15 protein-coding genes and 1 pseudogene are annotated in these 17,617 nt (G+C 73.4%); 6 read left to right on the forward strand and 10 right to left on the reverse strand.

Going from position 1 to position 17,617, the window contains the following annotated elements; translation table 11 throughout:
* Positions 1-15: 15 nt before the first annotated feature.
* The gene (locus ABZ385_RS08850; RefSeq protein WP_358910555.1) at positions 16-2,589 is read right to left on the reverse strand and encodes a M14 family zinc carboxypeptidase; all 2,574 of its coding nucleotides are present in this window, start codon (positions 2,587-2,589) and stop codon (positions 16-18) included.
* Positions 2,590-2,713: 124 nt separating this feature from the next.
* Between ABZ385_RS08850 and ABZ385_RS08855 the strand changes: the two genes are divergently transcribed.
* A complete protein-coding gene (locus tag ABZ385_RS08855) occupies positions 2,714-3,571 on the forward strand; it encodes an EI24 domain-containing protein (RefSeq protein WP_358910557.1) in 858 nt (285 codons plus the stop codon).
* Here the strand turns inward: ABZ385_RS08855 and ABZ385_RS08860 are convergent.
* Positions 3,529-4,761: a pyroglutamyl peptidase gene (locus ABZ385_RS08860; protein ID WP_358910608.1), complete on the reverse strand. Its 1,233-nt coding sequence runs from the start codon at positions 4,759-4,761 to the stop codon at positions 3,529-3,531. The two genes, ABZ385_RS08855 and ABZ385_RS08860, sit on opposite strands and share 43 nt — an antisense overlap.
* 251 nt (positions 4,762-5,012) lie before the next feature.
* A complete protein-coding gene (locus ABZ385_RS08865) occupies positions 5,013-6,248 on the reverse strand; it encodes an MFS transporter (protein WP_358910559.1) in 1,236 nt (411 codons plus the stop codon).
* A 130-nt stretch (positions 6,249-6,378) separates the two neighbouring features.
* Here ABZ385_RS08865 and ABZ385_RS08870 point away from each other — a divergent pair, with 130 nt between their 5' ends.
* Positions 6,379-7,350 (forward strand): LysR family transcriptional regulator, encoded by a 972-nt coding sequence (locus ABZ385_RS08870; protein ID WP_358910561.1) that lies wholly within the window; start codon positions 6,379-6,381, stop codon positions 7,348-7,350.
* Between the two features lie 222 nt (positions 7,351-7,572).
* Positions 7,573-8,430 (forward strand): annotated as a pseudogene (locus tag ABZ385_RS08875) (glycoside hydrolase family 3 C-terminal domain-containing protein); the annotation flags it as partial.
* A gap of 42 nt (positions 8,431-8,472) precedes the next feature.
* On the opposite strand, the gene ABZ385_RS08880 reads toward ABZ385_RS08875, so the two are convergent.
* The gene (locus ABZ385_RS08880) at positions 8,473-9,381 is read right to left on the reverse strand and encodes an SGNH/GDSL hydrolase family protein (RefSeq protein ID WP_358910563.1); all 909 of its coding nucleotides are present in this window, start codon (positions 9,379-9,381) and stop codon (positions 8,473-8,475) included.
* Between the two features lie 342 nt (positions 9,382-9,723).
* Between ABZ385_RS08880 and ABZ385_RS08885 the strand changes: the two genes are divergently transcribed.
* Positions 9,724-10,218, forward strand: coding sequence for a DUF3145 domain-containing protein (locus ABZ385_RS08885; protein WP_358581814.1), 495 nt, complete (start codon positions 9,724-9,726; stop codon positions 10,216-10,218).
* 72 nt (positions 10,219-10,290) lie between these two features.
* Here the strand turns inward: ABZ385_RS08885 and fabF are convergent, their stop codons facing one another.
* From fabF to ABZ385_RS08910, 5 genes are all read right to left on the reverse strand, one after another.
* Positions 10,291-11,553, reverse strand: coding sequence for a beta-ketoacyl-ACP synthase II (fabF, locus tag ABZ385_RS08890; protein ID WP_358581812.1), 1,263 nt, complete (start codon positions 11,551-11,553; stop codon positions 10,291-10,293).
* A 70-nt stretch (positions 11,554-11,623) separates the two neighbouring features.
* Positions 11,624-11,872, reverse strand: a complete 249-nt coding sequence (locus ABZ385_RS08895) for an acyl carrier protein (RefSeq protein WP_030777934.1) — start codon at positions 11,870-11,872, stop codon at positions 11,624-11,626.
* A 97-nt stretch (positions 11,873-11,969) separates the two neighbouring features.
* Positions 11,970-12,971, reverse strand: a complete 1,002-nt coding sequence (locus ABZ385_RS08900; protein ID WP_358910565.1) for a ketoacyl-ACP synthase III — start codon at positions 12,969-12,971, stop codon at positions 11,970-11,972.
* A gap of 28 nt (positions 12,972-12,999) precedes the next feature.
* Positions 13,000-13,911: an ACP S-malonyltransferase gene (locus ABZ385_RS08905; protein WP_358581808.1), complete on the reverse strand. Its 912-nt coding sequence runs from the start codon at positions 13,909-13,911 to the stop codon at positions 13,000-13,002.
* Positions 13,912-14,000: 89 nt separating this feature from the next.
* On the reverse strand, positions 14,001-15,263 hold the full coding sequence (locus tag ABZ385_RS08910; RefSeq protein WP_358698122.1) for a helix-turn-helix domain-containing protein: 1,263 nt from the start codon (positions 15,261-15,263) through the stop codon (positions 14,001-14,003).
* 59 nt (positions 15,264-15,322) lie between these two features.
* Here ABZ385_RS08910 and ABZ385_RS08915 point away from each other — a divergent pair, with 59 nt between their 5' ends.
* Positions 15,323-15,997, forward strand: coding sequence for a pirin family protein (locus ABZ385_RS08915; RefSeq protein ID WP_358910567.1), 675 nt, complete (start codon positions 15,323-15,325; stop codon positions 15,995-15,997).
* A 71-nt stretch (positions 15,998-16,068) separates the two neighbouring features.
* On the opposite strand, the gene ABZ385_RS08920 is transcribed toward ABZ385_RS08915, so the two are convergent.
* On the reverse strand, positions 16,069-16,884 hold the full coding sequence (locus tag ABZ385_RS08920) for a serine hydrolase domain-containing protein (RefSeq protein WP_358698119.1): 816 nt from the start codon (positions 16,882-16,884) through the stop codon (positions 16,069-16,071).
* Between the two features lie 178 nt (positions 16,885-17,062).
* Here ABZ385_RS08920 and ABZ385_RS08925 point away from each other — a divergent pair, with 178 nt between their 5' ends.
* Positions 17,063-17,536 (forward strand): MerR family transcriptional regulator, encoded by a 474-nt coding sequence (locus tag ABZ385_RS08925; RefSeq protein WP_358581798.1) that lies wholly within the window; start codon positions 17,063-17,065, stop codon positions 17,534-17,536.
* Positions 17,537-17,617: the final 81 nt, after the last annotated feature.

The raw sequence follows: 17,617 nt of genomic DNA on the forward strand, positions 1-17,617 counted from the left end.
GCCGTGCCGCGCCGACTACCGGCCGACGCTCAGCAACGCCCGCCCCACCTGCGGGAACACGCCCTTCGGGTGGGCGCGGAAGAGCGGCTCGGTGCCGAACAGGACCACCTCGGCGCCCCGCGCCGACCCGCTGACCACCGCGGCGCGCCCCGCGGCGGCCGCCGGGCCCCCGCCGCCGTCCGCCAGGGCCCGCCAGTGCCCCGCCACCAGCGGGTTCCCCGCCCCGTACCGCTGCTCCACGCGCACCCCGGAGCCGAGGCCGGTGAACCACATCGGCGCGTAGACGAAGCTGTGGTCGGGCGCGCCACCGGTGAGCGTGCCGCCCCTGTTGACCACGCGCACCACGCCGTTGGCGTCGCCGTTGCCCTCCACCGGCCGCACGGGGAGCAGCTTCGCGCCGGTGTTCAGCGCGGCGCCCGCCGCGCCCCGGCCCACGAGACCGCCGCCCCGGGCGAGGAACCGGTCCAGGCCGGCCTGCGCCGCCGCGTTCAGCCTGCCGTGATCGAGCCCGGCCGACACGAAGAGCACGTCCGCCCGCTTCCAGTCGAAGCCCGCATTGAGCACGGCGGTCGACACGGGCACCACGTCGAAGCCCATCTCCCGCAGCGCGAACAGCTCACCGGGCGTGACGGCCGCCGCGACCCGCGTCCGGTGCAGCACCGGGCCGCCCTTCGCCTTCGTGGCGTCGAACGCGACGTCGTACTTCTTCGCCGCCGCCCTCGCCGCACCGCGCGCGGACGCCGGCACGAGCGCCGCGCCCGACCGGTCCCGGCGCACCACGACACCCTCGGCGAGCAGGTGGTTGACGGCGGCGATCTCCCGCGGGTCGTCCAGCCGCAGCCGCAGGTCGCCGCGCGGCGCCACGTACCCGACCCGCGAGGCGGCCCGCACCGCGCGCGCCCGCACCCCGTCCAGGTCGCCGCTCTCGACGGCCTCGACGCTCGCGCCCCACAGCCGCCCGAGGCTCCACCCCGAGATGTCGTACATGGTCGCCACCTTGGCGCTGATGTCCCGCCCGTCGGCCAGCATCACATGGGCCAGGCCACGCTTGGGCTGACGCATGTCGACGAGGTACGACCCCTTCGCGTACGTCCGCCCGCCGAGCCGGAAGGCGTGGCTCGCCCGCTCGACGCGCACGTCGTTGGCGAGCAGATGGTCCACCAGCCGCGCCGCCGCCGGCGCCGAACGTTCGTGCGCCGGAATGACGTACGCGCGGGGGAAGTCGGTCGTGTACACGTCCTCCGGGCCGATCCCGGGCACGCCCGGCACGGTCCGCTCCGACACCGGCACCTGCCGCGCGCCCGTCGCGCCCCGGCGGAACACCTCGATCTGGTCGGCGATCAGCGCGGCGCGGTGGCGGTCGGCGTAGCCGATGCTCGCGCGCATGGCCGCGCCCGCGATGTCCACGTTGATGCCGGCCCTGCGCCGCAGCTCCGCGACCGGCTGGTCGTCGTACTCGGCGTTGTTCACCTGCATCGGGAACTCGATGGTGTGCGCGGCGACCGCGCCCTGGAAGGGCATGTACTGCGGGGTGAAGACGGGCGGCCAGTCGTCCCAGCCCTCCTCCTGGTCGCGGAAGGGGATGACGGCGGGCCGCACCCCGTCCTTCGCCTCCGTGTAGCCGAGGCCGTTGACCGCGGCTTCCATGCCCAGGGCGTTGGCGTAGGAGTTCTTGAGGAACAGGTCGTACTCGTAGTTCTCGCCGTGCGGGGGAGTGGTCGGCTCGATCAGCGTGCCGTTCACATAGCCGTGCAGGTCGATCATCACGGCCGGCTGCTTGGCGACGGCGATCTCGCGGATCGCGCGGGCCTCGGGCTGGGAGGCGGTGATGAAGTCGCGGTTGAGGTCGAAGCCGCCCGCGTTCGCGCGCGTTCCGGCGATACGGCCGTCGGGGTTGGCGGTGATGTTGAAGTAGAGGCGGTTGTGCGCGAGCAGGGACCGGCTGGGGCCGTCCTTCGCCTTCGCCAGCTTCTCGATGAGCTTCAGGGCCGCGTCGGTGCCCTCCCACTCGTTGCCGTGGATGTTGTTGTTGATGAAGACGGGCGTCTTGTACCCGGCCTTGATCGCCTCGTCCTTCGCGGCGGCCGCGGGCGCGTTCTCGATGCGCTCGCGCATCCGCTCCTGGCGGGCCGTCTCGCGCGCGGACTCGGGCGCGGTGACCGTCACCAGGTAGAGCGGGTGGCCGCCCGCCGAGCGGCCCGCGATCTCCACGCTGACGCGGTCGCCGATCCGCTGGAGCTCGTTCAGCCTCGGGGCGATGCCGTGATACGGCACGAGCCCCAGTTTTATCGACTTGTCGGCAGGATTCACCGGGGGCCGGGCGAGCCTGCGCTCCCGGGGATAGCCGCGGCCCCGGTCCCCGCCGAGCCCGGCGCCGCCCGCGTCGGCCAGCGCCCGCTCCGTCGCGCCCTGCGGGGCCGTGGCCGCCCGGTCGTCGCCGAGCGGGGAACCCTCCCGGGTGACCGGGCGCGGCGTCGGATCGGCGGTCGCGCTGCCCGGGGCGAGCGCGGTGAGGGCCAGCGCACCGGCCGCGACGGCGGTGGTCAGCAGAACGGGGCCGCGTGGCCGGAATGTGCGGGATATGCCCATACGTACCTCCGGGAGATCGATAGAGGGAGGTCTACCGGCTCAACTCCCCCGCAACAAGAGGGCGTTCGCGGCACACCGGGATCACCCGCCGGAGCGCCCCCGGCCTGCGGCTAAGGTGTGCCGCATGCGCGATCTGGGTGTGGGCTTCGGCTACTTGATGAAGGGGCAGCGCTGGGTCGCCCAGCACGGCAAGCAGTACGGATGGGGACTGCTGCCCGGCCTCCTCACGTTCGTCCTCTACGTGGCGGCGCTCGTCGCCCTCGCCGTGTGGGGGCAGGACGCCGTCGGCTGGGCCACGCCCTTCGCCGACGACTGGTCCGCGCCGTGGCAGGGCCTCTTCCGCGGCTTCCTGACGGTCCTGCTCTTCGCCCTCGCGCTGCTGCTGTCCGTCCTCACCTTCACCGCGGTGACGCTCCTGATCGGGCAGCCCTTCTACGAGTCGCTGTCCGAGAAGGTCGACATCGCCGAGTCGGGCCACGCCCCCGAGTCGGGGCTCCCGCTCTGGCGCGACCTGTGGATCTCCGGACGCGACAGTCTGCGCATCGTCGTGCGCGCCGCGCTCTGGGGCGTCCTGGTCTTCGCGCTCGGCTTCGTCCCGGTCGCCGGCCAGACCGTCGTACCGGTGATCGGCTTCTGCGTCACCGGCTTCTTCCTGACCGAGGAGCTGACCGCCGTCGCGCTCCAGCGCCGCGGCGTCGAACTGCGCGACCGGCTCGCCCTGTTGCGCTCCCGCAAGGGCCTCGCCTGGGGCTTCGGGACGCCGCTCGCCGTCGCCTTCCTGGTGCCGTTCGTCGCGGTGTTCCTGATGCCGGGCGCGGTCGCGGGCGCGACGCTGATGGCACGGGACCTGATGGGCGAGAACGGCGCGGACGGCGACGACGGCGACTCCCGAGGCCGGCGGGGCGACTCCGGAGGCCTTCAGGGCGACTTCGGAGGCCGTCAGGAGGACGAGGCGGCGGCCCGCAGGATCCCCCGCACCTGATCCATGATGTCGAGCCGGTTGCGCACGAACTGCGGATCGGTGACCGCGCCCGTCGCCGGGTCGGTGTTGCCCGCGCCGAACTGGAGGACGGGCGTGTGCACATGGCCGCCGGGCAGCCGCTCGCGCAGCCCGAGCCGGTCGCGCAGCAGCGTCACCCGGTAGGCGATCTCGTTGGAGAGGTAGTCCCCGCCGCCGCCCGCACGGGCCGTCGACCCCTCGGTGGGCCCGTCGGGCCGGACCACGGGAGCGCCGCCGCCCGCCGGGATCTCGGTCACCGACGTGTTGTCGTACACGGGGAAACGGCCCGTCCCGGCCTCCACGATCCTCTTGTACGGGAGGGTCGTCGTCGTCCACTGGGGCTGCGAGGCCGGGTCGGCCACCGGCACGGTCTCCGTCCGGGAGACGTTCTCGTTGTCCGGGAACCCGCCGCGCCAGGCCCCGTTGGTCCGCTCGACGTCGAAGCGGCCGACGCGTCCCTGGCTGATGGTGGTGAACAGGTCCACGTGCGGCAGGTGCGGACGCAGCGCCCGCTCCACGGCCCCCTCGGAGAAGTCCCGCCAGCGCACGGGGAAGGTCACCGCCTCGACGCGGGCCGGCCCGTCGGCGGTACGGATCGTCGTGCCGTCCAGCGCCAGGGCAGTGGCACCCGACGGATTGCTGATGCGGACATCCCGGTCGAGGGTGAACGGATCGAAGCCGGTGACGAGAATCCGCTTCACGGGGCGCCCCTTGCCGCCGCGCCCGTCACCGTCCCCTGTTCCGGGGAAGCGGACGCCGTCCTGCCCCCGGGACGTCCGCTCCAGGGCCGATATGAGCCGGGCCCGCCGCTCTTCGCCGAGGGCGAACCGGGCCGGCTCCCACTGCCGCAGCTCCCGCGTCATCGCGAGCCGCGCCCAGTACAGCGGCCGGTCGTCGTCGCGGCTCAGGTCCCCGCCGGCCGGGCCGCGCCCCTGCGCCCGGTCGACGGCACGCCGCCACAGCGCCCTGCCGTCCCGTACGACGATCCGGCGGGCCTGGTCGTAGGAGCGGGCCTTACCCAGGGCCCGCGCCAACTCCGGGGCGAGGGAGTCGAATCCGCCGCGCCGCAGGATCTCCTGCGGGGCGGCCCGCTCCAGGCGCCGCTCCTCGACGGTGGCGGCGCCGCCACCGTCGTCCGCGGCGGCCGGCCCCGGGGCGGTGAGACCGGCCAGCAGGGCGGCGACACCGAGGGCGCCGAGCCGGGCGAGGGTACGGGGGCGAGAGGGGGTACGGGGTCGAGAGAGCACGCGAGTCCTTCCGTGACCGGTGGATGGCGGAAGTATCGCGGGACGGACGGGGCGAACGCCATGGCGCGTGCCACGAGGACCGCCGGATCGGCGGCGGGCGGGAGCGCTTTCGGGCCCGCCGCCGGATGAGTCGCCGCAGCGTGCCCCGCCCCGGCAGCCACCGAAGCCCCGGCCGGTCAGCCGACGGACACGGCGGCCGCCCGCAGCTCCCGCACGGGCAGCAACAGCGGGGTGGCGAGCAGGAGGACCCCGGAGACGGTGATCGCGGTGAGCGGGCCGGTGAGCGTGGCGAGGGCGCCCCAGAGCACCACCAGGGCGGCCTGCACGAGTCTGCTGACGGCGCTCCACGTGCTCAGGACCCGGGCGGCCAGCTCCGGGGGAGTCCGGCGCAGGCGTTCGGCCGCGTGGAGGGGGTTGAAGACGCCCATGCACGTGATCAGCAGGCCCTCGACGGCGATCACCGTGAGGAGCCCGGGGACCCCGGGGCCGACGAACGCGAGCCCGAGCGGGAAGAGCGAACGCAGACGGCCGGAGACGATCAGGACCCGGTGGCGGCCGTGGCGGGCCGCGAGGCGCGCGGAGAGGCGGGCGCCCGCGAACCCGCCGAGCGCGGGAACGCCGAAGGCGAGGCCGTACTGCCAGGCCGGCAGGTGGTAGCGGCCCAGCAGCAGCACGGCGAGGAGCGGGGCGGTGGCCATGATCAGCCCCCCGACCAGCGTGGAGTTGAGGAAGAGCCGGCTGAGCACCCGGTCCCGGAGAATGCGCCGCAGCCCGGCGAGCAGAGCGGCACGGCGCGTTCCGCCGCGCGCCCCCGCGCCCTCCTCGCGGGCCACCGCGACGTCGGTCCCGCGGATGCGCAGGACGCCGAGCGCGGACAAGAGGTGGCTGACGGCGTCGGCCGTGACCGTGACGACCGGGCCGAGCAGCCCGACGAGCGCGCCACCGAGGGGCGGCCCCGCCGCGGTCGCCAGCCAGTTCGTGCCCTCGAACCTCCCGGCCGCCACCAGCAGGCGCTCGCCGGGGACGAGATGCTTCAGATACGCGCCGGACGCGGCACCGAAGGCGATGTTCGCGGTGCCGCAGACGACCGCGACCCCCAGCAGCTGCCCGTAGGCGAGCAGCCCGAGCATGTACGAGAGAGGCACGCTCGCCAGCGCGGCGAACCGGACCAGGTCCAGCACGATCATCACCGGCCGCTTGGGGCGGTGCTCGATCCACGGCCCGAGCGCGAACGCGACGAGCGCCGCGACGGCGGGGCCCACCGCCTCCAGGAGCGAGACGGCGAAGGCCGACACGTGCAGGACCCGGACCGCGATCAGCGGGAAGGCGCCGAAGGCGAGCCAGGTCCCGTAGGTGCTGACGGCGTAGGCCGACCACAGCCGGTCGACATCGCGCCCCAGACGCACAGGCACAGGGATCCGCCCCTCTTCGCCGACAACCGATGTTCGTGCACCGGCATCCCACCGCCCGGACCGGCTCCAGATCAAACAACCGGCCACGCGCCGGCCACAACCATCGGTTGGGCACACATAGGCTGAGCCCATGGATACCGAGGCGGTGCGTTCCTTCGTCCGCGCGGCCGAGTTGGGCCGGCTCCAGCACGCGGCCGACGAGCTGGGCGTCACCCAGCAAGCCGTGTCGAAGCGGATCGCGGCCCTGGAACGGCGGCTCGGCGTACGCCTGTTCACGCGGACCGCCCGGGGCGTCGAGCCCACCCTCGACGGCCAGGCCTTCCTCCCGCACGCCCGGAGCATCGTCGCGGCCGCCGACCGGGCCGTCACCGCGCTCGGACCGGGCTCGCGGGCCCTGCGGATCGACGTGCTCGGCCTGCGCTCCGCGCAGGCCGTCGTCCTGCACGACTACTGGCGCTCGCACCCCGGGACCGACCTCGACGTGGTGACGCTCAGGGTCGACGACCCGCGCGAGGCGGTCGCCGCCGTCCGGGCGGGGGACATCGACGCCTCCTTCCGCTCGGTCACCGACCCGGCGGCGCTGCCGCGCGACGTGCGGATGGTCCACGCGTGCGACTCCCCGCTGGAACTCCTCGTCGGCCCGAGGCACCCGCTCGCCTCCGCGCGCACCCTGACGCCCTCCCGGCTGCGCGGACACCGGATCTGGGTGCCCGGCATCGCGCCGCGCAGCGAATGGGCGGACTTCTACGACCAGCTCGCCACCGCCTTCGACCTCCGCGTGGACGCGGCGGGCCCGAACTTCGGCAACGAGGTGCTCCTCGACGTCCTCGCCGACTCCCCGGACGTCGCCACGCTCGTCGGCTCGCGCGACCGGTACCTCTGGCCGACCGGCCACGACCTGCGCCGCATCCCGATCCTCGGCCCGACGCTCGCGTACCCGCTCTCGCTCATCCGCCCCCGGGCCGACCCCCACCCGGGGCTGCGGGCGGTCCTTGGCCACTTCGCGGGCCTGACCCCGCCGCCCGAACCGGTCTGGCGCCCCACCTGGGCCATGACACCGCGCCCGCCCGAGGGGCGCCGGGCCGCCCCCGGCGGACGGTAGACCCCGCCGAAGGGCCTCCACGGGCGGTTCCCCGCCCCTCGGCCTCGCGCCGCCCCGCGGGCAGGATGGGAGCGACCGGCGCGGCCGGCCGGGACGGACTCACCGAGAAGGCACCGCCATGGCGGCATCCAGGCGCACGGCACCGGGGCCCGGCCGCCGCCGTCCGCGCCGGCGAGGTCGCCGAGGGGGCGGTCGCCGAGGCCGTCCGTCGAGCGCGGCACCGTGGCGCTCACGGCGGGCGAGCCCGTCGCGGTCTCCCTGCTGCACCGGCCGGACAAGGGTCTCGCGACCCCGCTGCCCAGCGTCATGTTCTCCTTCGTCCACCTCGGGCCGCGGCGCGCCGCCGACGAACTGATGTCCGAGGCCGTCGAGGCGGCGCGGCACGCCGACACCGCCGTCGTGGTCGTCGCGACCACCGAGCGCGTCGAGTCCGAGGGCTTCGACCGCCGGGACCTGCGGCTGCCGGGCCGCCAGGACGACCTGGTCCGCGCGGTCGCCGCCGCCAACCCGAACACGGTCGTCGTCGTCAACTCCGGCTCCCCGGTGGAGCTTCCCTGGCGCGAGGAGGTCGCCGCGGTGCTGCTGAGCTGGTTCCCCGGCCAGGAGGGCGGCGCCGCGCTCGCCGACGTCCTGCCCGGCGCCGAGGAGCCGACGGGCCGGCTCCCCACCACCTGGGGCGACCTCGCCGCCGCCCCCGTCACCCGGGTCGCTCCGACCGACGGCGAACTCGCCTGCGACGAGGGCGTCTTCATCGGCTACCGAGCCTGGGACAGGGCCGACGCCACCCCGTCGTACCCCTTCGGCCACGGCCTCGGCTACACCGACTGGACGTACGAGTCGCTCACCGTGGACGCCGCGATGGCCACCGTCCGCGTCCGCAACCACGGGCCGCGCGCGGGCCGCGAGGTCGTCGAGGCGGCGCCGGGCGAGAGCGTCGAGGCGCGCGTGGAACTCCCGCGCCGCGCCTTCGAGATCTGGGACGAGAAGCGCAACGCCTGGGCCCACCAAGGCGGTTCCTACCAGGTGGAGGCGGGCCGCTCCCTCGCGGACCGGCGCCTGTGCGCGCCCCTGACGGCGTGAGGGACGGCGCCCGACATCACCCCGCGGCGCATCCGTACACCGTCACCGGGCCACGGGCTTCCTGGAGGTCACCTGACGGTGGGCCAGCTCGGCGAGGCGCGCCTGGCCGTTCTTGCTGGGGTGGAACCAGTCCCAGTGGCTCAACTGGTCGCCGTCGAAGCGGTAGTCGAAGACGGCCCCGCCGTCGTACCGGCACCGGCGGTCCTCGTCGCACACCTCTTCGAGCACCTCGTTGTACGCCACCACCCGGTCCTGCACCCGCGCCCGCCGCTCGGACGCCGCGGCGCCCAGGTCGTCCGGGTCGGCCAGCATCGCGGAGCAGATCCCGAGCTTCCACACCTGCTTGCCCAGGGCGTTGGTGCGCCCCTGCGACCAGAGCCGCTTGAGGTCCGGCACGGAGGCCACGTACACCTGCGCCTTCGGCAGCGAGCGGCGCAGGGTGCGCATTGCCTCCTCGAAGTCGGCGCGGAACTCGCCGACCGGCGTCATGGCGCCTACCGAGGGGCGGCAGGCGTCATTGGCGCCCACCATCACCGTCACCAGCTCGGGCCGCTCGGTGACGGCCTGCTGGACCTGGCCGGTCAGATCCGCCATGCGGGCGCCGGTCTTGGCGTGGTTCCAACTGTGCGAGGCGGCCCGTTCCTTTCCCAGCAGCCGTGTGGCGAGGCTCTTGACCTCGACGTCCGTGCCGGTCGCCCAGGACGCCTCGGGGCAGTCGGAGAGCACCGAGCAGGCGTCGAAGCCTCGCGTGATGGAGTCGCCGACCGCGGCGAGCGAGCGGGGCGTGGTGTCCCAGGCGGGCGTGGGCCTGGGGGAGGGCTTGCGGTGCGCGGACGGGCCGGGCGCCGGGGAGTTCCCGCCCTGGGCGTCGCACGCGCCGAGCGATGTGCCGAGCAGGGCCGCCGCCGCGAGGGCGACGGCGGTACGCGAACGGTGCCTGCGGTTCCGCATCCCCTGGTCCCCTCTGTCGTTCAACGTGACGCCGTGCGCGTGCCCGGGGTTGCGCCCCGCCGGGTGAAAGGTCGGACTTTTCTGGCCCCGGGACCGACGGTACGTCACACTCCTTGCCCCGCCGCACGGTAGCCTCGCCCCGTAGCCGCCCGGCCACCGCTGTCACGGCGGCGACAGGCGGGAGATCCACCCGGTGACGCCCCGCTGCCGTGGTTCCGCTAAATTACATCACGTCACATCTGTCCCCTTTTCCCAGGTTTCTCTAGCATTTGGGGAAAATTGCTCGGCACGGGCGCGAGGCCGCCGGGGGAAGGCGAACCTCGACCCACACTGGAGGTCCCGGTGACGACACGTGGAGTTCTGTACGTGCACTCCGCCCCGCGCGCGCTGTGCCCACACGTCGAGTGGGCCGTCGCGGGCGTGCTCGGCGCGCGTGTGAGCCTCGACTGGATCAGGCAGCCCGCCGCGCCGGGCACCTGGAGATCCGAATTCTCCTGGCAGGGCTCGGCGGGCACCGCCTCCAAGCTCGCCTCCGCGCTGCGCGGCTGGTCCCTGCTGCGCTTCGAGGTCACGGCCGAACCGAGCCAGAACGCCGAGGGCGAGCGGTACAGCGCCACACCCGCCCTCGGCATCTTCCACGCCGTCACCGGCCTGCACGGCGACATCCTCATCCCCGAGGACCGGCTGCGCGCCGCCCTCGCCCGCTCGCAGCGCGGCGAGAGCGACCTGGAGGCCGAGCTGGCCAAGCTCCTCGGCAAGCCCTGGGACGACGAACTGGAGCCCTTCCGGTACGCCGGCGAGGGCGCGCCGGTGCGGTGGCTGCACCAGGTCGTCTGACATCTGGGCCGGGTAACCCGAAAGGGCCCCCACCATGCGGTGGAGGCCCCTTCGGGTGACATCGGATCCGGGTCAGACGGTCCTGAACGCCAGGACGACGTTGTGGCCGCCGAAGCCGAACGAGTCGTTCAGCGCCGCGATGCGGCCCTCGGGCAGCGCGCGGGCCTCGTCACGGATGACGTCCGCGTCGACCTCGGGGTCGAGGTTCTCGATGTTGATCGTCGGCGGGGCGATGCGGTGCTTGAGCGCGAGGACCGTGGCCACGGTCTCCACGCCGCCCGCGCCACCGAGCAGGTGACCCGTCATCGACTTGGTGCTGGCGATCGCCATGTGGTCGACGTCGTCGCCGAAGGCCTTGCGCAGCGCCTTGATCTCGGCGACGTCGCCCTGCGGCGTCGAGGTGGCGTGCGCGTTCACGTGCACGATCTCGGCCGGCTTGAGGTCCGTCGTGTCGAGCAGGTTCTGCAGCGCCGCGGCGATGCCGTTGCCGGACGGCTCGGGCTGCGTGATGTGGTGCGCGTCGGCCGAGATGCCCTGGCCGACGGCCTCCGCGTAGATCTTGGCGCCGCGGGCCCTCGCGTGCTCCTCGGACTCCAGGACGATCACACCGGCGCCCTCGCCGAGCACGAAGCCGTTGCGGTTCGCGTCGTAGGGGCGCGAGGCGCCCTGCGGGTCGTCGTTGTTCTTGGACATCGCCATCATGTTGCCGAAGGCCACGATGGGCAGCGGGTGGATCGCCGCCTCCGTGCCGCCCGCGACGACGACGTCGGCCCGGCCGGTACGGATCATCTCGACCGCGTAGCCGATGGCCTCCGCGCCCGAGGCGCAGGCCGACACCGGGGTGTGGACGCCCGCCTGGGCGCCCAGCTCGATGCCGACGTTGGCCGCCGGGGAGTTGGGCATCAGCATCGGCACGGTGTGCGGGGAGACGCGGCGTACGCCCTTCTCCCTGAGCACGTCGTACTGGTCCAGGAGGGTGGTCACGCCGCCGATGCCGGAGGCGATCACCGCGCCGAGGCGGTCCGGGTCCACGGAGGAGTCCTCGCCCGCCTTGGCGGTGTAGCCGGCGTCCGCCCACGCCTCCTTGGCCGCGATCAGCGCGAACTGCGCCGAGCGGTCCAGCTTGCGCGCCTGCGGGCGCGGGATGACCTCGCCGGGCTCCACGGCGATCTGGCCGGCGATGCGGACCGGCAGCTCGGCCGCCCAGTCCTGTTCCAGCAGACTGACGCCGGAGCGGCCCGCGAGCAGGCCCTCCCACGTCGAGGCCGCGTCGCCACCCAGCGGTGTGGTTGCGCCGACACCGGTGACGACCACGGTGCGATTGGTCGAGTTCACAGGAATTTTCTCCACGGTGTTGAGGGGATCAACGGCGCCACCGCCGGGTGGCGACTGAGCTCGGGCTCGGTCAGTTCTGGTGCTCGAGGATGTACTTGGTCGCGTCGCCGACCGTCTTGAGGTTCTTGACGTCGTCGTCCGGGATCTTGACGTCGAAACGCTCTTCGGCGGCGACGACGACCTCGACCATGGACAGCGAGTCGACGTCCAGGTCGTCGGTGAAGGACTTGTCCAGCTGGACGTCCTCGACCGGGATGCCGGCGATCTCGTTCACGATCTCCGCGAGACCGGCGACGATCTCTTCCTGAGTGGCGGCCATGTTGGCGCTCCTTCGTATGTATCCAGAGGGTGTGGCGCCCGCCGCGGCAGCGGCAGGTTGGTGGGACCGTCCGGACCTCGCGATCCGGACGTGATGCCTAGGGGAGGGTAACGACCGTGGCGGCGTACACGAGACCCGCCCCGAAGCCGATGACGAGCGCGGTGTCGCCGCTCTTGGCCTCGCCGGTCGCCAGGAGCCGCTCCATGGCGAGCGGGATCGAGGCGGCCGAGGTGTTACCCGTGGTGCGCACGTCACGGGCGACCGTGACGTGTTCGGGCAGCTTCAGAGTCTTCACCATCGAGTCGATGATCCGCTCGTTGGCCTGGTGCGGAATGAAGACGTCCAGGTCGTCCGCGCTGATCCCGGCCGCGTCCAGCGCCTGCTGGGCGACCTTCGCCATCTCGAACACGGCCCAGCGGAACACCGCCTGGCCCTCCTGCGTGATGGCCGGGAACTTGTCGGGCGCGCCGTTGCGGTACGCCTCCCAGGACTCGGTCTGCTTGATGGTCTCGGACTTGTCGCCCTCCGAGCCCCAGACCGTCGGACCGATCCGCGGCTCCTTGGAGGGGCCGACGATCACGGCGCCGGCGCCGTCACCGAACAGGAACGCCGTGGCGCGGTCGGTCAGGTCGGTCAGGTCGCTCAGCCGCTCCACGCCGATGACCAGGACGTACTCGGCCGAACCATCGGTGACCATACCCCTGGCCAGCGTCAGGCCGTAGCCGAAGCCGGCGCAGCCCGCGGAGATGTCGAACGCGGCGGGCCTGCCCGCGCCGATCTTGTCCGCGATCTCGGTCGCGATGGCCGGGGTCTGCTTGAAGTGCGAGACGGTCGAGACGATCACGCCGCCGATCTGCTCGGGAGTGATCCCCGCGTCGGCGATCGCCTTGCCGGCCGCCTCGATCGACATCGCGGCCACGGTCTCCTCGTCGGAGGCCCAGTGGCGGGTGGCGATGCCCGAACGGGAACGGATCCACTCGTCGGACGAGTCGATCGTCTCCAGGATCACCTCGTTCGGCACGACACGGGTGGGCCGGTAGCCGCCGACACCCATGATCCGCGCGTACGGTGCGCCCTGGCTGGGCTTGATCTTCGACATGCGCAACGGCTCCTTGTCTGTCGTCGGCTCAGGAATGCTCGGCGACGAGCGCGCGGGCCGCTTCGAGGTCGTCGGGGGTCTTCACCGCGAGCGTCTGCACGCCCTTCAGCGCACGCTTGGCCAGGCCGGTCAGGGTGCCGCCGGGGCACACCTCGATCAGCGCGGTGACGCCCAGCTCGCGGAAGGTCTCCATGCACAGGTCCCAGCGCACCGGGTTGGCCACCTGGCCGACCAGGCGCTCGATCACCTCGGCGCCGGTGGTGACCGCCCGGCCGTCGCGGTTCGAGACGTAGGTGGTCCTCGGGTCGGCGGGGGCGAGACCCTGGACGGCCTCCTCCAGGCGGGACACCGCCGGGGCCATGTGGTGCGTGTGGAAGGCGCCCGCGACCTTGAGGACGACGACCTTGCGCACCCCCTCGGGCTTGTCGGCCTCCAGGGCGGCGAGCTGCTCCTTGGTGCCGGCGGCCACGATCTGGCCCGCGCCGTTCATGTTCGCCGGGGTCAGGCCCAGCTTCTCCAGGTGCGGGACGGTGACCTCGGGGTCGCCGCCGAGCAGCGCCGCCATGCCGGTCTCCGTGACGGCCGCGGCCTCGGCCATGGCGAGCCCGCGCTTGCGCACCAGACGCAGGGCGTCGTCGTCGCCGAGCACACCCGCGTACGCGGCGGCCGTGATCTCACCGACGCTGTGTCCGGCGACCGCGCCCGGCGCGATGTCACCGAGTGCCTCGGCGGACAGCAGTCCGGCGGCCACCAGCAGCGGCTGGGCCACGGCGGTGTCGCGGATCGCGTCCGCGTCGGCCCGCGTGCCGTAGTGGGCGAGGTCGAGCCCGATGGCGTCCGACCAGGCGGCGAGGCGGTCCGCGGCGCCGGGGAGGTCGAGCCAGGGGGTCAGGAAGCCGGGCGTCTGAGCGCCTTGGCCGGGAGCGACGAGTACGAGCACTCTCACACTCTCTCTTGTCGACGGCCTGAGCCGCCCGTGGGGACAGGGACGAAGAACGGGTGGGGGAATTGTAGGGGCCCCACAAAACCCTACGACTGAGCATCCCCGTCGGCCAGACGCCCCAGGATGAGCGCGATGCGCAGCGTGAACGCGGAGCGCACATCGGAGGGCGACCATCCGGTGACGTCAGTCACACGTCGGAGCCGGTAGCGCACGGTGTTGGGGTGAACGAACAGCATCCGCGCGGCGCCTTCCAGGCTGCTCGCCTGCTCCAGATAGACGCTGAGTGTTTCCAGGAGCGCGGAGCCCGCCTCCTCCAGCGGTCTGTAGATCTCCTCCACCAGCTGTTCCCGGGCCGAGGGATCCCCGGCCATCGCGCGCTCCGGCAGCAGATCGTCCGCGAGGACGGGCCGCGGGGCGTCCTGCCAGGCGATGCTCGCCTTGAGCCCGGCGGCCGCCGCCTGCGCGGAACGCGTCGCCGCGAGCAGGTCCGGCACGATCGGCCCGGCCACCACGGGACCCGCGGCGTACGGCCCGATCAGCGCCTTCGCGACCGCCAGCGGATTGTCGCTGCCGCCCGCGATCACGACCAGGCGAGACCCGAGGACGCCCGTCAGGACCTGCAACTTCGCGTGCCGGGCGGCGCGTCGGATGGCCTCCACGGTCAGCTCGCTGTCGCCGTCCGGGGCGGTGCCGAGGAGCACGCACACGTGTTCGGGGGAGTTCCAGCCGAGCGCGGCGGCGCGGGAGACGGCACCCTCGTCGGCCTCCCCGGAGAGCACCGCGTTCACGACGAGCGATTCGAGCCGGGCGTCCCAGGCACCGCGTGCCTCCGCGGCCTGCGCGTACACCTGGGCGGTGGCGAAGGCGATCTCGCGGGCGTAGACGAGCAGGGCCTCACGGAGCACGGACTCGTCGCCCGGGGCCGCCACCTCGTCGATCGCGGACTCCATCACCTCGATCGTCGTACGCACCATCTCCACGGTCTGGCGCAGGGTGATCGCCCTGGTCAGCTCGCGGGGGGCGGTCCCGAAGACGTCGGTGGAGATGGCCTGCGGGGCGTCCGGCTGCCGGAACCACTCGGTGAACGCGGCGATACCGGCCTGCGCGACCAGGCCGATCCAGGAGCGGTTCTCCGGCGGCATGGCCCGATACCAGGACAGCGTCTCGTCCATGCGCGCGATCGCCTGCGCCGCGAGGCTCCCCGACGACTTCTCCAGGCGCTTGAGGGTCGCGGTGTGCGCGTGCGGGGTGCGGCGGTCCCGGCCGGCGGCTCCCGGATCCGAGGGGGACCCGGGGGCGGACCCCGGCGGGGACTCCTGGCGGTCTTCGTTCGCTGAGGGTTCGGGCACGGGGACAAGACTGCCTTATCGGGGCGGGGACATGCGGTGCCGGGGCTAACGTGGGGTCCGTGATAGACCTGCGGCGCTCAGGCGACCGGTACCGCGGCGGGGAGGCGGAGGCCGGTATCGAGTCCTTCCACGCCTTCTCCTTCGGGCCCCACTACGACCCCGACAACCTCCGTTTCGGCGCGATCCTGGCCTGCAACGAAGAACGCCTCGCACCCGGCGCGGGCTTCGACGAACACCCCCACAGCCACACGGAGATCGTGACCTGGGTCGTGGCGGGCGAGCTGACCCACCGCGACTCGACGGGCCGCGAGTCACTCGTGCGCCCCGGCGACCTCCAGCACCTCTCGGCGGCGGGCGGCGTGCGGCACGTGGAGCGCAACGACGGCGACATCCCCCTCGTCTTCGTCCAGATGTGGCTGGCCCCGCTCTCCCCGGGCGGCGACCCGTCCTACGCGGTCGTCCACGGGATCGCCGACTCCACCCCGTACGAGATCCCCGGCGCCGGTGCCCTGCTCCACGTCCGCCGCCTCGCCCCGGACGAACGCACCGCCCTGCCGGACGCCCCCTTCACCTACGTCCACGTCGTCCGCGGCGACATACGGCTCGGCGAGCACCACTTGGGGCCGGGAGACTCGGCGCGGGCCACGGACGAGCGGGCCCTGGAGGCGGTGGCCGGGGCGAGTACCCCGGCGGAGCTGCTGGTGTGGGAGATGGCGGGGGCCGAGCGGGGCTGACGGGCCGGGGGTGCGCCTGTCTTCGCCGGGCGGGGTCCTGGCCGTGCGGGGTGCTTGCCGTGCGGCCGTCCTTAGAGTTCCGCGAGCACCGCGTCGGTGAACGCGGGCCAGACCTCCACGGCCCAGGGGCCGAAGGGCCGATCGGTCAGCGCGACACAGGCCGCACCCGCGTCCGGGTCGATCCACAGGAACGTCCCCGCCTGCCCGAAGTGCCCGAAGGTCCGAGGCGACGACGTACTGCCCGTCCAGTGCGGCGCCTTGCCGTCCCGGATCTCGAACCCGAGCCCCCAGTCATTGGGGTTCTGGTGCCCGTAGCCCGGCAGCACACCCTTCAGCCCCGGATACGTCACCGTCATCGCCGCCGCCACCGTCCGCGCGTCCAGCAGCCGAGGCGCCTGCACCTCCGCCGCGAACCTGACGAGGTCGTCGACGCTCGACACCCCGTCCTTGGCCGGCGAACCGCCGCCCTCCAGCGCCGTGGCGCTCATCCCGAGCGGCTCCAGCACCGCCTGCCGCAGATACTCCGCGAACGGGATGTCCGTCGCCTTGGCGATGTGCTCCCCGAGGACCTCGAAGCCCGCGTTGGAGTACAGCCGCCGCGTCCCCGGCGCCGACGTCACCCGGTGCTCGTCGAAGGCGAGGCCACTGGTGTGCGCGAGCAGATGCCGCACCGTGGACCCCTCGGGCCCGGCGGGCTCGTCCAGCTCGACGGCGCCCTCCTCGTACGCGACCAGCGCCGCGTACGCCGCGAGCGGCTTGGTGACCGAGGCGAGTGCGAAGCGCCGGTCCGTCGGCCCGTGCGCCCCGGCGATCGTCCCGTCCGCGCGGACGACAGCGGCGGCAGCGGTGGGGACCGGCCAGTTCTCGATCATCGCCAAGCTCTGCATGCCGCCGAGCCTAATTCCTCCCGGGGACTCCAGGGACACCGGGGACACCGGGGACTTGGAGGGCGCCGGGCACCGGTGGAGGCCGGGCTCCTGGGCCCGCTCGTCAGGTGAGACGTTCCCGGGAATTCCTCCTGACCCACTTGCTTGGAGCGCACTCCAAGGTCATAGCGTGAGGGACATGACGGTGATGGAGACCACGCCTGCACCAGCCCGCCCGGCCCGCGGTGCCGACCCCTGCGCCCCCGCGCCCGCCGGGCCGCGCCGCCCGGACGGGCAGGACCACTACACGATCAGCGAAGTCGCCGCCTTCACCGGCCTCACCGCCTACACCCTGCGCTGGTACGAGCGGATCGGCCTGATGCCCCACATCGACCGCTCCCACACGGGCCAGCGCCGCTACCGCAACCGCGACCTGGACTGGCTCGCCTTCGTCGGCAAACTCCGCCTGACCGGCATGCCCGTCGCCGACATGGTCCGCTACGCGGAACTGGTGCGCGAGGGCGAGCACACCTTCTCCGAGCGCCAGGACCTCCTGGAGCGGACCCGGCACGACGTCCGCGCCCGCATCGCGGAGCTGCGGGACACCCTCGCGGTCCTCGACCACAAGATCAATACGTACGCTGGCGCCCGCACGGCGCCGGAGAGGCTCTGAACTGCGATGACGCCCGACAAGACGCCTGACAAGACGCCTGACAAGACGACGCCCGGCAAGACGACGACGCCCGACACCACT

It is taken from the genome of Streptomyces sp. NPDC005898 (assembly GCF_040629635.1).
Lineage (GTDB): Bacteria > Actinomycetota > Actinomycetes > Streptomycetales > Streptomycetaceae > Streptomyces.